The following is a 15,083-nucleotide window of genomic DNA, read 5'->3' as shown; positions in this document are numbered from 1 at the left end:
AATGGCAGGGGTAGCTGGATTCGAACCAACGGATGCCGAGATCAAAACCCGGTGCCTTACCACTTGGCGATACCCCTATTGAACCTTGAAATGACGTAATGGCGATTCTTGCAGACTGTTCACCAGGTAAGATTTACATGGTGCATTCTCAAGAATGTCGGTCACATTCATATCATCAGTTACTTCGATAAAAACACAAGCACCTGTACCTGTAAGCTTTGCAACACCGAATTGATCGAGATATTGCATTGCCTCATCGACTTCTGGATATAGGCTTCTTGCCACTGGCTCAAAGTTATTTCCGAAATCAGATGGCTTTATCTGATAGGCGCAAAATTTAGAGGGCTTCGTGTCTCTTGTCAACGTTTTTTGTGAAAAAAGCTGTTGAGTGCTGATAAAACAGTCAGGTTTTAACACAATGAACTGTTTTTGATCTAAGTCTATGAATGTTAAGTGTTCACCAATACCTTCAGCCCAAGCATTGCGACCATTAACAAAAATAGGCACATCCGCGCCCAGCTTGACGCCGAGCTCTGCCAGTTGCTCAGAATTTAAGCCACAATGCCATAACTGATTCAGCACAATCAAGGTCGTTGCTGCATTGGATGAGCCACCACCAAGACCTGCACCCATGGGAATATTCTTCTCTAGTCGAATGATCAGACCAGAAGGCGTTTTGGCATAAGGCTGCAAAATCTGCGCTGCACGATAGATGAGATTCTGTTCCAAATCGACTGAGGCTAGACCTTCAATCTGAATCTGCTGATCATCTGTTTGCTCAAACTCTAGCCAGTCACACAAATCTATCAACTGAAAGATACTTTGCAGCTCGTGATAACCATCCGGACGGCGACCGGTGATATGGAGAAACAAATTCAGTTTTGCAGGTGCGGGAACACGAATCATCATAAGCTTGCGTCAGACCAGTTAACGGTTTTGAATCACCATTGTAATACGGTTTTCACCCCCATTCTCAAGTGACTGCTTTAAAATCAAGCGGTTTGGAACAGTTGCCTGCTGGTTATAACTCAGATCTACCGTCCAGCCTTGTTCAATAATCTGGCTGATACGCTGTGAGCTGTCTTTCTGGATCTGGGCAGATTGAGTCGCGGGACGTGCCTGTACCCAATCAACTAAATGACTAATCGGGGCTTGCCAGCCGGTTGCACGTTGCAATAGTTCTTCTGCCGTTGCTGCCTTGATCAGGCCGGTTTTGGCACTATTCAAAGTCACTTGGCCAGGAGTACCTGAAATCTGGGTTTTTCCGGCACCTAAGATACCAGTTAGTTCAATATCAAATTCTTCTTGCTGCTGAACCCAGGTAAAAAAGGCGCTACCGCTTTGCTGAGGTGTACGTACCCCGATTTTACCTTGCAGCTGGAACTGGTTTTCAGCCTGTACCGATGGCGTGACAGGCGCTTTTTGCTGCACCATCTGCTGACAACCACTCATGAATAGGGCAGTAGAAGCAAGGAAACAGCAGCCTAAAGTACTTATGTTGCGCATAAAAGAATGGACTCGTTCAGGATTGTGGTGCTAACAATAGCGAATTAAGTTGGTTTAATTCTGGGTCATTTGGATGGTTTTGTTGTAATTGTTGTAACACTTGATGGAATTGTTGTAGATCACCTTTCATATAAAGCGAACGTGCATAACGGACGCCAATTTTCGCACTTGGATTCAGTTCATAGGCTTTAAGCAGCACTTGGGCAGCCGTAGCAAAGTCATTCTGCAAATAACAGATATAGCCATAGGTATCCAGAATAGAAGCCTGTTCTGGTGCGTATTCCAGTGCCTGTTCAGCATAGCGCCGTGCTTCATCCAGACGGCGATTTTGACGGGCCAGCGTATAGGCATAAGCATTCAGATAGGTTGGACTATTCGGTTCGATTTTAAGCAGGGTTTTTAACAACTGATCCAGTTGATCACGATCTTCATGCGGATCTAACAACAAGACTTGAGCATAGACCAGTTCCGGATCATCCGGCAGGTTTTTGCTGGCTTCTTCCAGAATTCGGATCGCTGCGTTCTTATTATTCATGCGTTTCAGAATATCCGCTTGAGCCAGATACAGGAAACTGGCATGTTGCGGATAATTGACCCGTTCCTGAGTCAGAAAGCGCAGTGCATCATGCAATTTATCCTGCTCGGCAAAGATCGCAATGATATTGCGTCGTGAGACCGTATACAGGCTGCCATCCACCAGGCGGTAATACGCCTTGGCGGTTTCATAATGCTGTTTGCGTTCTGCATTGACCGCCAGATAGTAATAGGCTTCATTCTGGTACTGAGCCGAATAACGGAGCTCAACCAGGTATTTTTCAGCTCGTTCATATTGCTGCAGGTCAATACTGGTCAGACCGGCAATAAACAGTGCTTCTTCGTGTTGTGGTGATTTTTTCAGGATCGTTTCTAGTTTCTGTAAGGCCTTTTCAGCTTCATTTAGCTTGATCAGGTATTTAACCTCAGCCAGACGTATATCCATGTTATTGCGATGTTTGCGACTGGCTTTCTCGTACCATTTCAGCGTTTCCGCATCATCACCCAATGCCGCCAACAGATTGGCTTTCATCAGGATATAACCAGTCGACTTTGGACGTTTTTTTAAGGCGCGATTAATAGTGTTGAGAGCCTGCTCTAACTGACCTTTTTGTGCCTCCAGACCGGCGACCAAAACCAGAATCGAAGGATTGTCTTTGGCTTTGCTAGTACTTAGAGCCTGAATTAAATATTCACGGTCATCCGGCTCATCCGGGGCAATCCCGGCCAGAATTTCTTCCAGATCGGCGTTATCATCAATTTTCAGGATCTTTTCCAGTGTTTCTGCCGCCAGTTCGTACTCATGTGCTTTTAAAGCAATATGCGCCAGATAGAATAATGCCGGAACATCCTGCGGCTCCTGAACCACCCAATGGGTAGAAATATCCAGCGCTGCATTCAGGTCTTCATGTTCGAGGGCGATATTGAGTGCGCGCTGTTTAACCGCAGTGGAATTGCTTTTAATGGCCAGCACAGTATAGTTGTGTAAAGCGTTTGGAATATCGCGATAGGCGAGTGCGAACTCGGCTATCATACTTTGTTTTATCGCATCATAATTTTGATTTGCATGGTAAACTGCTTCTGCTGCATAAAGATGAGCAGTTGAAGCCATGCTAACCACCAGCAAGAATGTGGTAGAATATTGCTTAATGGTAGGGCCGTTTATACGGCTAGTTGTTAGACGCAATTTTTCTTTATCCAAGTAATGCTTTTTATGACACCGATGTTGCACAATAGCATAAATTTAGTGAAATGATGACCTGATATGTCTTTCTTTGCATTGGGTGTCAACCATCAAACTGCCTCTGTAGAGCTGCGCGAAAAGATTGCTTTTAACCCTGAAAAGTTAAGCATTTTACTTGCCGAGCAAAGCCAGCACCCTGTACTGAATGATATGGTGGTGGTGTCTACATGTAACCGGACCGAAGTTTACGCGATGTCGGACAATGTCGACATGGTGCTAAACTGGCTCGCCCAGACCAATGGTATTGATCCCAAGCAATTACAGAATCATGTTTATTGCTATCAGAATGCGCAAGCCGTCACTCATCTGATGCGTGTCGCCAGTGGTCTCGACTCCCTGATGCTTGGTGAACCGCAGATTCTGGGACAGGTCAAAACCGCACTCTCTCTTGCCAAAGAATCTAAAACCGTTTCGCAAAACCTGAATCGTATCTTTGAATATGCCTTTTATGCAGCTAAGCGTGTGCGCTCGGAAACAGCAGTCGGCAGTCATGCAGTCTCAATGGGTTATGCAGTCGCGCAATTAGCATTGCAAGTGTTTAGCCGACCTGAGCAGTTGACTGTGATGGTGGTAGCCGCCGGGGAAATGAACAGTCTGGTGGCCAAACATCTGGCAGAAATGGGCGTCGGAAAAATCATTATCTGTAACCGGACTCGTGCTCGTGCAGAGAATCTGGCGCAGGAAATTGCCCACCGTGCAGATGTAGAAATTATTGACTTTGATCAACTGGCAGCAAACCTGCATCGTGCAGATGTGATTTCTAGTTGTACCGGTAGTTTGCATCAAGTCATTCACTATCCGGATGTCAAAGCTGCCTTAAAGAAGCGCCGTTACCAGCAGATGCTGTTGGTCGATCTGGCTGTACCGCGTGATATTGATCCAAAAGTTGAAAAGCTGGATGGAGTTTATCTCTATGGCGTGGACGATCTGCAAAGCGTGATTGATGAAAACCTGGCGCAGCGTCGTCAGGCAGCGGTCGAAGCGGAAGTGATGGTCAATCAACTGGCGACTGAGTTGATCACCCAGCAGAAGGTGAGTGAGGCGGGTAGTACGATTCATGCTTACCGGGATTATGGGGAAAGCTTACGTCAGGAAGAACTGGCAACCGCTATGCAACGCATCGCTAAAGGTGAAAGTGCTGAAACAGTATTGGCCGAATTTTCGCATCGTTTGACCCAAAAACTTCTGCATCCGACCTCAATCATGCTGCGTGAAGCTGCCAAAGCTGAAGATCCAAGCTATTTTGAAATGCTACAGAACAGTTTGCAGGACGTGGTTCAGCATCGCCGTAAGGTTAAACATTAAGATGATGTCGGGATAACTTTCCGATATTTAAAAGGCGTTTAAAATAAACGCCTTTTTTATTTTCATGATTTTTAATCTTCGAGTAAGGTCATGGAACGTTTTTTATCAATTTCATAAATCCGCATCTTGAGATTTTTCATCTCCGCGATGCTACTAAACTTTTTCGATTTTAATTTGTGTTGTAGACACTGATATTGCAGCTTGATCGAGAAGTCTGCCGCCAGTTTGTCTGCCTGCTCAGGAGAAGAGGTGTAATCACTGACATTGGCATGTTGCAGGATATGCTGTAACTCATGATGATGTGCAGCACAGGCACCGAGTACATAATAGGTCGACAATTCCGGATCATCCGGCAATTCATCAAAAATCACATTAAATATATTTAGAATCTTGAACAACAGCTGATCTTCACTGACCAGTGCGCGTAATGGTTCAAAATGAATATACAGATATGGATGATTCAACAGAATCGCAATGACATACTCTTCGGCATCAATTTTGGTGCTAAAGCTTAGAGAGGCGTCATTATTGACTTTGGGTTGCCATTTGCGGCTAAAACCGAGTTTTTCCCGAAAGAACTGCTGTAGTAGATAACGGAATGAGCCAGCTTTTGGCAATAATTCGGTTAGCTGACGTAGCTCTCCCATCACCTGACTTTTACCTTCAGGCGTTGCAATGTCGTGATTCTGGGTGAGATGAGCAAAGACAAAGTCAGAGAGCAACGGTGCCTGATCCAGCAGACGGCGGAAATTTTCAATGCCTTCACGACGAATCAGGGAGTCTGGGTCATGGTCATTCGGCAGGACAAAGAATTTTAGCTCACGCCCATCGTTTAGTAAGGGTAGAGCAATTTCCAGAGTACGGCGTGCCGCTTTTTGTCCAGCCGCATCACCATCAAAAGCAATGGTAATCCGGTTATTCTGCTTGAACAGAATATTTAGGTGATCAGTATTACTTGCTGTTCCCAAAGTAGCCACTGCACCATGAATGCCATATTGCTGCAAGGCAATGACATCCATATAGCCTTCCACCATCAGCCAGTCTTGAGCTTTCTGCTTGCGACCTTCATACAGGCCATACAATAACTGGTTTTTATGGAAAACTTCTGAATCTGGTGAGTTGATGTATTTCGGTTTAATTTCGTCATTTAGTGCACGACCACCAAAGCCGACCACACGGCCTTTACTATCCCGAATCGGGAAGATGACACGATCACGGAGCAGGTCAAAATCCCGGCCACTGTCACTGGTACGGATCAGACCTAAAAGTTTGAGACCTTCAATATCCTGCGGGAAGGCTTTTTCCAGATGTTGCCAGTCTTCCGGTGCATAACCGAGTCGCCAGTAGGCAATCGTTTCTGCGGTCAGACCACGCTGTTTAAAATATTGCTGGGCACTTGGACTGTTGGGTAGCTGACGCTCATAAAACTGCGCGATATTTTCCAGCAGGTCGTATAAGTTGCCATCTGCTTGTGCTTCTGCTGCAGGCATTTGCTCAAAAGCAGCAAAAGGATCATCTGTATAAAATTCAGCTTCAGGCGCCTGAATTTCAGCAAATGGATCAAAATAAGCGTTTTGTTCAGGCGCTGGATTTATAGATGTATCCGCAGTTTTTGCTGGTGGTACAGTGACCGGTTTCGGTTTGGCTTCGCGTTTGTATTTTAAGCGGTTGGAATCTTTATTATCTTTAGGCAGTTCAATTCCGGTCTGGCTGGACAGGTCTTTCATCACTTCAATGAAATTGCGGCTGCCAATATCCATTAAAAAGCGGATGGCATTACCATTGGCCTGACAGCCAAAGCAGTGGAAATACTGCTTGTCACGGTAGACGTGGAAAGAAGGCGATTTTTCCTGATGGAAAGGGCAACAGCCCGAATAGGTACGGCCAGTTTTTTTTAGTTTCACGTATTGACCAATCACATCGACAATATCGGTGCGATCGAGAATCTGATCAATCGTATGCTGAGGAATGGCCATGGTTTGCTAAGCTTCTCGTGCTGCGTTATTTAGGTGTTAAATCATTGAAAATTAAGAGTAGGATGATTCATCCAACGCTATAAATGAATTAATTGGTATAACCTGTTTGCACAATTTGTTCAAGCATTGCTCAGAAAATGCAAAAGGGCAAGTATGATAACTTGCCCTTGAGGAAATTGCACCTTCGAGAGCCGGCTTATTCAGCAGTCGGTTCAGGTAGCTCAGTTTCATTAGTTTTAGGACGATCGAGTAAACCAAACGTCATGCGATTGGTCAGACTGCGTTTTTCTGACTGGTCTTCAGATGATTGGCTAGACGTATCGGTCACGGTTTTGGCTTCTTTACCGAAAATACCCAAAGTCGCACGGTTGAAGAAACTGCCTTCACTACGTGCTGCACGCAGGTTCACAGTACCATCAGCATTCACCAGACCTGGATAGTTCAGTTTCAGTACTTCGATATATTGCTGTGCTGTGGCTTTATCACCTAGTTTGTCATAGCCGTAAGCAACGGTTGCCAGCGCTTCTGGAATCTGTGGCGTTTGTGGATAGTGTTCAATTACCCATAAACCACGTTCAACAGCAGCCAGATATGCTTTACGCTTGATATTGAAACGGGCCGCATTCATTTCGCTTTCTGCCAGTTCCTGACCGATAAACTTCATACGTTGTGCAGCGTCTACTGCATAGGTGCTTGATGGATAGCGGCGAATGAAATCGACAAAATTCTGGTAAGCTACTTTCAGGTAGCTCACATCACGGTGTGACTGTTTTAGTGAGGTATAACGTAGCAGGCCATTATAGTTCTGCTCCATATTCGCTACGCCACGGACATAGTAAGCATAGTCGACATTTGGATGTTGCGGATTCAGACGGATAAAGCGTTCTGCCAGTGCAACAGCACCTTCATAATCTTTTTGCTGGAATTTGACATACAGCAGTTCCAGTTGCGCCTGCGGTGCATACTGGCTGGTTGGGTAATAGGTTTCCAGTGCTTCGAGCTGTTTTGCTGCATCAGTATATTGTTTGCGATCTAGCGCGTTCTGTGCTTTTTGGATATAAACCTGTTCGCTAGATTCTGGACCTTTGTCCACGACTTCTTTTTTTGGATTACTGCTACAGCCTACCATTGCCGATGCAATGCCTAACGTCACAGCAAGCATTGTCATTTTATAATGTGGTAGCGACATAAAAATTCCTCTGTTAATACGGGCAATGAGCTACAATTGCACTATTAAACCACTTTTGTCTGAATGAGCAAATGAGTCAAGCACAATCTTCCAATTCTAATATCCCTGATACTGATTTCAATTTACTTGAAGATTCTGAGGATGCAGATAACCATACTTCAGACGCAACTGCAACACGTTTATCGTTGCAATTTCAATTGGATGAAAGTTATATCGGGCAACGTATCGACCAGATTGCGGCCATGGTCTGGAGCGATTTTTCTCGAGAAAAGCTCAAGCAATGGATCAAAGACGGCAATTTATTAGTGAATGGTCAACCAGTTAAGCCGAAATTTAAAAGTGACGGTTTTGAAACCCTGACTTTAAACGTTGAACTGGAGGCACAAACCCGTAGTCTGCCTGAAGATATTCCACTGGATATCGTCTATGAAGATGATGACATTATTGTCATTAACAAACCAGTGGGCATGGTGGTGCATCCGGGTGCAGGCAATATGACCGGTACGCTGGTTAATGCCTTGCTGCATCATTATCCGAAATCTTCTGAACTGGCGCGTGCAGGTTTAGTGCACCGGATCGATAAAGACACCAGTGGTCTATTGGTTGTCGCTAAAAATCTGGAAGCGCAGTTTGCGCTTAGCAAGCAGCTTGAGAAAAAGACCGTCTACCGTGTGTATGACCTGATCGTATATGGCAACATCATTGCCGGCGGTACCATTGATGAACCGATTAAACGTCATCCAGTGGATCGTGTGAAAATGGCAGTCCTGCCAGGCGGTAAGGAAGCGGTGACGCACTACAATGTGAAAGAACGCTTCCAGCATTTCACCCGTATTCAGGCACGTCTGGAAACCGGTCGTACGCACCAGATTCGTGTGCACTTTAGCTACCTGGGCTATGGTCTGGTGGGTGATCAGGTCTATATGCCACGTGTGCGTATGCCAGCCGGTGCTTCGCAATTGCTGGATGACACCTTGCGTGGTTTTAAACGTCAGGCACTGCATGCAGCGACTCTAGGCCTGAAACATCCACGTACCAAAGAAGAAATGACCTTTAATGCGCCGTGGCCAGAAGACTTCGCCAATCTGGTTGAAGTGCTGCGTAGCGAAAACAAGGCCTATTAATTTTTCATTCTATTAGCAGTCATTAAAAAAAGGGAAGCGACATGCAATTTGTACAAGGTTTGCCTCAAGGCGTTTATGTGGGTCAGACCCGTGTTCATCATGAACAGGTACAGCCTTCAGCCCAGCCAGAACTGGCCGGCTTTAACCTGGCTTTGCATGTCAATGATGATGCTGCACGTGTACAGAAGCATCGCATCCAGCTGTTGAAAGACTTCCAGCCTTTTGGTGTGGACAAAATTACCTGGATGACACAGACGCATAGCACCATTTGTCATACCATCAATGAGCAGATGCCTTTCGAGGCATTGGTCGGCGATGGCCTGGTCACACAGCGCAAGGCCCATGCCTTGATGATGATGACGGCAGACTGCTTACCTGTGGTACTGGGTAATGCTGAAGGCACTGAAGTAGCCAATCTGCATGCGGGTTGGCGTGGGCTGGCAGGCGGTATCGTTGAAAATACCATTGCCGCGATGCAATCCAAGCCTACCTGGGCGTGGCTCGGTGCAGCGATCAGCCAGCCTTGTTTTGAAATTGGCTCAGAAGTAAAAGAAGCTTTCTGTTCCAAATATCCTGAACTGGACAGTGCATTTCAGGCAGGGGAACAGGCCGGAAAATACTATGCGGATCTGTATGCGATTGCGCGTTACATCTTACAGCAGCAGGGTGTTGAGACTGTTTTAGGTGGCGATCAGTGTTCATATCGTCAGGCGGATGAATACTTTTCCTATCGCCGTGAAGCCAAAACCGGACGCATGGCAACATTCGTGTTTATGGCATGAAAATGTTAAACTTGATTGAAATTCTTGGTTTTTGATTGTTATGTCCCTATCTTCCCAATCTGTTGCGATTGTTTATCACAGTCCTTATGGACACACGGCTAAAGTGGCAAACTTCATTGCCGAAGGCGCACAAAAAACTGGTGTCCAGGTGCATATGATGAATGTGGAACAGGTGGATTGGGAGGTGTTGGACGCTGCCGATGCAATTGTATTTGGCTGTCCGACCTATATGGGTAGTCTGACTTCTGCCATGAAGTTATTTATGGAGCAGTCGTCCAAGCGCTGGCTGGCACGTAGCTGGCAAGGCAAGCTGGCAGCAGCCTTTACCAATGGTGGTGGCTTAAGTGGGGACAAGCTGGCTGTCTTGCAGCAGATTAATCTGTTTGCGATGCAACATGGCATGTTGTGGTCAGGTCTACCGTTAATGCCGACAGGTCGTGCCACTACCGATCTGAATCGTATGTCGAGCTTTCTGGGTCTCATGACCCAATCTGATAATGCGCCTGTTGAAGTGACACCACCGGAAGGGGATTTACAAACCGCGATCTGGTTTGGTGAATATATTGCCTTGACACTGGCCCGTCTGAATCTGAAAGCCTAATTCGATCCATAAAAAAAACCTCCATCAATTGGAGGTTTTTTTATTGCTGGCATTATTTATGGAAAATACGCGCTTTATCACGTTGCCAGTCACGGTCTTTTTCAGATGCACGTTTATCATGTAACTGTTTACCTTTTACCAACGCAATTTCCAGCTTGGCATGTGGGCCTTTCCAGTAACAGGCCAGTGGTACACAGGAATAACCTTTCTGGTTGATCGCGCCCATGAGTTTTTCAATTTCACGGCGTTTCAGCAGCAGTTTACGGGTACGCGTCGCTTCAGGGACAACATGGGTAGATGCACTCAGTAAAGGCTGAATCTGTGCGCCGAACAGGAAGGCTTCACCATTTTTAAAGGTGATATAGCTCTCCACAATACTCATACGACCGGCACGCAGGGATTTTACTTCCCAGCCTTGCAAGGAAAGTCCAGCTTCAAATTTTTCTTCAATAAAATAATCGTGACGGGCACGTTTGTTCAGAGCAATCGTTCCGCCGTTATTTTTTTTAACTACAGTTGCTTTCGCCATAATCAGACACTTCCAAAGTTGTAGCTATTGTACCGTAACTTTTATTGAGTTGAAGTGTTTAAATTGATGGAGTTTCTTCACTAAAAAATGAAGATTTTGTTAAAATGGAAACTTACACAATAAACAGAGTACAAATGGATGACTAAAACTCGTGTAATTTATCCGGGAACTTTTGATCCGATCACCAATGGCCATATTGATTTGGTGACCCGCGCAGCAAAGATGTTTGATGAAGTTGTAGTTGCAATTGCAATCGGACATCACAAAAACCCGGTATTTAGTCTGGAAGAACGAGTTGAACTGGCCCAAACGTCATTAAGCCATTTGAACAATGTTGAATTTGTAGGATTTGATGGCCTGCTGGTGAACTTCTTCCGCGAGCAGAATGCTACAGCGGTATTACGTGGTTTACGTGCAGTGTCCGATTTTGAGTATGAATTCCAGCTGGCCAACATGAACCGTCAACTGGATTCTCATTTTGAAGCGGTATTTTTAACCCCTTCAGAGCAATATTCTTTTATTTCATCCACATTGGTGCGTGAAATTGCTCGTTTAAGAGGTGATGTGACCAAGTTTGTTCCGCCAAACGTGGTTGAAGCCTTCGAGCGTAAACTTCAGCAAGGTTGGTAGAGTGTCTTTATATATCACCGATGAATGTATCAATTGTGATGTCTGTGAACCTGTCTGTCCGAATGAGGCAATTTTTATGGGTGACGTCATCTATGAAATTAACCCGGACTTATGTACAGAATGCGTCGGACATCACGACAAACCACAGTGCCAGTTATTTTGTCCTGTGGACTGTATCCCGCTTGATCCGAACCATGCCGAGACCCGTGAGGAGCTTCAGGCCAAGTATGAAAAACTGACTGCTCAAAAAACATCAAGCAATTAGTCGCCAGATTTGGTACTATGCGGCTCGAAGTGAGCCAGACGATCGCTGCTGTGGAGATCTCCGTGATTGAAGCAGGGGAGGAAAGTCCGGGCTTCATAGGGCAAGGTGCCAGGTAACGCCTGGGCGGCGTGAGCCGACGGAAAGTGCAGCAGAGAGTAGACCGCCTTCATTATGGTTCTGAGCAATCGGAATCGGAGGTAAGGGTGAAAGGGTGCGGTAAGAGCGCACCGCATGGCTGGTAACAGTTCATGGCATGGTAAACCCCACCGGAAGCAAGACCAAATAGGGATCCTTTAGGCATGGCCCATGCTGGATCCGGGTAGGTCGCTTGAGCGTATGAGTGATTGTACGCCTAGAGGAATGATCGTTCTCGACAGAACCCGGCTTATCGGCTCACTTCACCAAATTTTGATCAATCAGCACAATATGGGCTTGACGTTCTAAACAGAAAAACCCATAATGCGCGCACAGTTTAAGGCTATGTAGCTCAGTTGGTTAGAGCACCGCACTCATAATGCGGGGGTCACAAGTTCAAGTCTCGTCATAGCCACCATATTCTGAAAAAACCCACTCCGATTGAGTGGGTTTTTTTATGTCTGATATTTGATGATGATGTTGGTGGAAAATCTAAAAAGCCTTACAATAGTTAAAATAAAACAAATAACAAGAATATGTATGATGATTAAAAATTTAATGCTATCAACTCTGATTTTCTTTATTGCTTTACCTGTTTTTGCTGCAGATTCAATTAAGTCACTTCCTTTTAAAGAAAAAAGTATTTCCAAAGCAGAAATACGATCAATTAGTCAGAAAATAAAACTTAGTTGTGATGAGAGTGGTGCAAAACTTTGGGTAGTTAAAATTGCTGAAGCTGAAAAATATTATTTAATTAATGAAAATTTACAAATGATTCAGCTTTCAAAACATCTTGGAAAGTATCAAATCGTTGATTATTGGGATCTAACCAGGTATCAACAGGTTTATGCGCTTGAAGAGGATAAGAGTGGTATAGAATTTATATATCCTGCCTTATACCCACTCAATCGGCATAGTTATGCTATTGCCTTAATTCATGGCTGGGTTTCAAATGATGCAGGTGAACAGAATGCACAGTTTATTCAATTACTTCCAAAAGGAAAGACAAAACTGGTCTTCGAGCATTTACCTTTTTACGAATACCAGAATCGACTTTCCTGCTACAAAGATATGAAAGATAAAAAGAATAATTATTGTGATGATCAGAAGGAGACCGTACTTAAGATCAGCTATAGAGATGTAGGATTGGCTTATTATGAATGGCATCTAAGTTATTTGAATATAAACTGGCTTAAGAATAATAAAATCGACGAATATAAACAGCGGAGTTTGACGTTAATCCCTTTTATTCAAGCGCAGTAAAGGCATGTAGCAGTGATCTAACATCATCCGTTTGCAACTGCTCACGCATTTTTAAAAACTGCTTTTCATCTAAGTCATAGAGCTTTAGAGAAAGTAGTTTCTTAATATCTTCTTCAGGGAAGCGATATTTAATAATTTTCGCAGGTACGCCGCCAACTATGGCATAAGGTGGCACATCTTTGGTCACGACTGCACCTGTAGCAACGACCACGCCTTCACCAAGTGTTACACCTTGCATAATCATGGCGCGCGAGCCAATCCAGCAACCATCGCCAATGACTGTGTCGCCAGCAGGCACAAAACTACGTGTATCGAATGGAAACGCAGAAATCCAGTCTGTTCGGTGTAACTGGTTACCACCCATCATAATCACGCATTCTGCGCCAAAACAGACGAAATTGCCGATATAAAGCTGGTCAATCGGCTTCTCTGGTGTAGCTGGCTTATCATGCAGATAACGCACCACACAACGCTCAAAACCTTGATCCCAATAGGCTGAGTAATAACTGTAATTGCCCTTAATATGAATATTTGGATTCTTCACCGTTTTCGAGATGAATTCGAACTCACACCAATGGTTCACAGGGGAATTAATCAACTTTTCAGCCATAACCGGGATACAAAAATAAGGAATACGCCATTATAGCGAATTGATCTTTAAGCTGGAGAACAATCCCATTCAACAACTGGCCTGATCAGGATTAAGTTTTATATGGCCTTAGCGGATTGAGGAATACGAGCAATGACTTTGATTTCGAAGTCAAAACCTGCCAGCCAGGTCACCCCCACAGCTGTCCAATTCGGATAGGGCCTTTGCGTAAAAATCTCGTTTTTAACTTTCATAATACTCTCAAATTGCTGTTCAGGATCGGTGTGAAAGGTGGTGACATCGACAATATCATCGAAAGTACAACCAGCCGCTGCCAATGTAGCAGCCAAGTTTTCAAAAGCTCGTTCTACCTGTTTCTCAAAGTCAGGTTCAGGACTGCCATCTTCACGGCTACCAACCTGACCAGAAACAAATAATAAATCTTCTGATTTGATTGCGGCAGAATAACCATGCTGTTCATACAAAGCATGGCGATTTTGGGGAAATATTGCAGTTCTAGTCATGATAATTCTCGCTCAATTTTAATTTATACGTATTTTAGAAAGCTGTTTAAATTTTCACATACGTAACGTATGTAAACATAATTGACATACGATGCGTATGTCAATTAAAATTTTCACAATGCTGATGGAAACAATATATGTCTGTACGTGAACAAAAAATGGCGGAAACCCGCAAAAAACTCATAGAAGTGGCACGTCGTGCATTTGCTGAATATGGTTATACAGACACTTCCATGGATAAGCTCACGGCAGAAGCAGGGCTAACCCGGGGTGCGCTATACCATCATTTTGGTGATAAAAAGGGCTTATTTGCTGCCGTGGTCGATCAGATTGATTCAGAAATGGCTGAATATGCCGGGCAACATCTGGAGCAGCCAGATGATCTGTGGGAAGGATTAATGCTTGAAGGGCGTACCTATATCGAACATGCATTAAATGCTGAGTTTCAACGGATTGTGCTACGCGATGGTCCGGCAGTATTAGGAGATCCCTCACACTGGCCAAGTCAAAGTAAATGCCTACAGTCGACACGTGAATGCGTAGAACAGTTACTGGCTGAAGGTAGATTGAAACCAGTCGATGCACTTGCTGCGGCAGTCTTGCTCAATGGTGCAGCAATGAATGCAGCACTGTGGGTCGCTTCTAGTGAGGATCCTGCACAGGTCTTACCTCAGGCTTTACAGGCATTTGAAGCCTTGGCATCTGGCTTCTTAAAATAAAATCGATGGGAATTTCTAGGCTCAATAAAAAACCCCTCATCTGAGTAATGCCAGTCAGTTAAGCAAATTTTAGTAAAATGTAGTAAAAATGAGTGTATGTAAATACGCTCATTTTTTTATGTCTTTATCTGAACATTTAGAATCCACTCTTGAACATTCTCTCCCATCA

16 protein-coding genes, 2 tRNA genes and 1 other RNA gene are annotated in these 15,083 nt (G+C 44.5%); 10 read left to right on the top strand and 9 right to left on the bottom strand.

Going from position 1 to position 15,083, the window contains the following annotated elements:
- Positions 1–2: 2 nt before the first annotated feature.
- From FTU01_RS10590 to FTU01_RS10575, 4 genes are all read right to left on the bottom strand, one after another.
- A tRNA-Gln gene (locus tag FTU01_RS10590) sits at positions 3–77 on the bottom strand.
- On the bottom strand, positions 76–906 hold the full coding sequence (ispE, locus tag FTU01_RS10585) for a 4-(cytidine 5'-diphospho)-2-C-methyl-D-erythritol kinase (RefSeq protein ID WP_180139090.1): 831 nt from the start codon (positions 904–906) through the stop codon (positions 76–78). Before ispE ends, FTU01_RS10590 begins: the two co-directional genes overlap by 2 nt.
- 21 nt (positions 907–927) lie before the next feature.
- Complete coding sequence (lolB, locus tag FTU01_RS10580) at positions 928–1,506, bottom strand: lipoprotein insertase outer membrane protein LolB (RefSeq protein ID WP_159123461.1); 579 nt, start codon at positions 1,504–1,506, stop codon at positions 928–930.
- A gap of 16 nt (positions 1,507–1,522) precedes the next feature.
- Complete coding sequence (locus FTU01_RS10575) at positions 1,523–3,226, bottom strand: tetratricopeptide repeat protein (protein ID WP_159123462.1); 1,704 nt, start codon at positions 3,224–3,226, stop codon at positions 1,523–1,525.
- A 78-nt stretch (positions 3,227–3,304) separates the two neighbouring features.
- Here FTU01_RS10575 and hemA point away from each other — a divergent pair, with 78 nt between their 5' ends.
- A complete protein-coding gene (gene hemA / locus FTU01_RS10570) occupies positions 3,305–4,588 on the top strand; it encodes a glutamyl-tRNA reductase (protein ID WP_180016902.1) in 1,284 nt (427 codons plus the stop codon).
- A 71-nt stretch (positions 4,589–4,659) separates the two neighbouring features.
- Here the strand turns inward: hemA and FTU01_RS10565 are convergent, their stop codons facing one another.
- Both FTU01_RS10565 and FTU01_RS10560 read right to left on the bottom strand, forming a co-directional pair.
- The gene (locus FTU01_RS10565; protein WP_180139059.1) at positions 4,660–6,564 is read right to left on the bottom strand and encodes a DNA primase; all 1,905 of its coding nucleotides are present in this window, start codon (positions 6,562–6,564) and stop codon (positions 4,660–4,662) included.
- 196 nt (positions 6,565–6,760) lie between these two features.
- On the bottom strand, positions 6,761–7,753 hold the full coding sequence (locus FTU01_RS10560; protein ID WP_180139057.1) for an outer membrane protein assembly factor BamD: 993 nt from the start codon (positions 7,751–7,753) through the stop codon (positions 6,761–6,763).
- A gap of 71 nt (positions 7,754–7,824) precedes the next feature.
- Between FTU01_RS10560 and rluD the strand changes: the two genes are divergently transcribed.
- From rluD to FTU01_RS10545, 3 genes are read left to right on the top strand one after another with little or no spacing between them, the layout of a single operon-like run.
- On the top strand, positions 7,825–8,877 hold the full coding sequence (rluD, locus tag FTU01_RS10555; protein WP_004784827.1) for a 23S rRNA pseudouridine(1911/1915/1917) synthase RluD: 1,053 nt from the start codon (positions 7,825–7,827) through the stop codon (positions 8,875–8,877).
- Positions 8,878–8,918: 41 nt separating this feature from the next.
- Positions 8,919–9,659 (top strand): peptidoglycan editing factor PgeF, encoded by a 741-nt coding sequence (gene pgeF / locus FTU01_RS10550; RefSeq protein ID WP_180002112.1) that lies wholly within the window; start codon positions 8,919–8,921, stop codon positions 9,657–9,659.
- A 40-nt stretch (positions 9,660–9,699) separates the two neighbouring features.
- Positions 9,700–10,260: a flavodoxin family protein gene (locus FTU01_RS10545; protein ID WP_159123468.1), complete on the top strand. Its 561-nt coding sequence runs from the start codon at positions 9,700–9,702 to the stop codon at positions 10,258–10,260.
- A gap of 52 nt (positions 10,261–10,312) precedes the next feature.
- On the opposite strand, the gene smpB is transcribed toward FTU01_RS10545, so the two are convergent.
- On the bottom strand, positions 10,313–10,789 hold the full coding sequence (gene smpB / locus FTU01_RS10540; RefSeq protein WP_004784822.1) for an SsrA-binding protein SmpB: 477 nt from the start codon (positions 10,787–10,789) through the stop codon (positions 10,313–10,315).
- 138 nt (positions 10,790–10,927) lie between these two features.
- On the opposite strand from smpB, the gene coaD reads away from it, so the two are divergent.
- The 5 genes from coaD (at position 10,928) to FTU01_RS10515 (ending at position 13,082) form a co-directional block, all read left to right on the top strand.
- Entirely contained in the window at positions 10,928–11,419 is a 492-nt protein-coding gene (gene coaD, locus FTU01_RS10535) for a pantetheine-phosphate adenylyltransferase (RefSeq protein ID WP_004784820.1), read from the top strand.
- A gap of 1 nt (position 11,420) precedes the next feature.
- Complete coding sequence (locus FTU01_RS10530) at positions 11,421–11,684, top strand: YfhL family 4Fe-4S dicluster ferredoxin (protein ID WP_034581081.1); 264 nt, start codon at positions 11,421–11,423, stop codon at positions 11,682–11,684.
- A 26-nt stretch (positions 11,685–11,710) separates the two neighbouring features.
- Positions 11,711–12,088, top strand: an RNA gene (rnpB, locus tag FTU01_RS10525) — RNase P RNA component class A.
- A 72-nt stretch (positions 12,089–12,160) separates the two neighbouring features.
- A tRNA-Met gene (locus FTU01_RS10520) sits at positions 12,161–12,237 on the top strand.
- Between the two features lie 53 nt (positions 12,238–12,290).
- Entirely contained in the window at positions 12,291–13,082 is a 792-nt protein-coding gene (locus tag FTU01_RS10515) for a hypothetical protein (RefSeq protein WP_257233633.1), read from the top strand.
- Here the strand turns inward: FTU01_RS10515 and FTU01_RS10510 are convergent.
- Positions 13,066–13,692: a CatB-related O-acetyltransferase gene (locus tag FTU01_RS10510; protein ID WP_180139054.1), complete on the bottom strand. Its 627-nt coding sequence runs from the start codon at positions 13,690–13,692 to the stop codon at positions 13,066–13,068. The two genes, FTU01_RS10515 and FTU01_RS10510, sit on opposite strands and share 17 nt — an antisense overlap.
- 98 nt (positions 13,693–13,790) lie before the next feature.
- Positions 13,791–14,195, bottom strand: a complete 405-nt coding sequence (locus tag FTU01_RS10505; RefSeq protein WP_180069071.1) for a RidA family protein — start codon at positions 14,193–14,195, stop codon at positions 13,791–13,793.
- 137 nt (positions 14,196–14,332) lie between these two features.
- Between FTU01_RS10505 and FTU01_RS10500 the strand changes: the two genes are divergently transcribed.
- Positions 14,333–14,914, top strand: a complete 582-nt coding sequence (locus tag FTU01_RS10500; RefSeq protein ID WP_180069073.1) for a TetR/AcrR family transcriptional regulator — start codon at positions 14,333–14,335, stop codon at positions 14,912–14,914.
- Positions 14,915–15,083 lie beyond the last annotated feature (169 nt).

This window comes from Acinetobacter sp. YH12043 (genome assembly GCF_013419915.1).
Taxonomy (GTDB): Bacteria; Pseudomonadota; Gammaproteobacteria; order Pseudomonadales; family Moraxellaceae; genus Acinetobacter.
The sequence above is the reverse complement of the archived record's forward strand: the minus strand, read 5'-3'. Positions and strand labels throughout refer to the sequence as shown.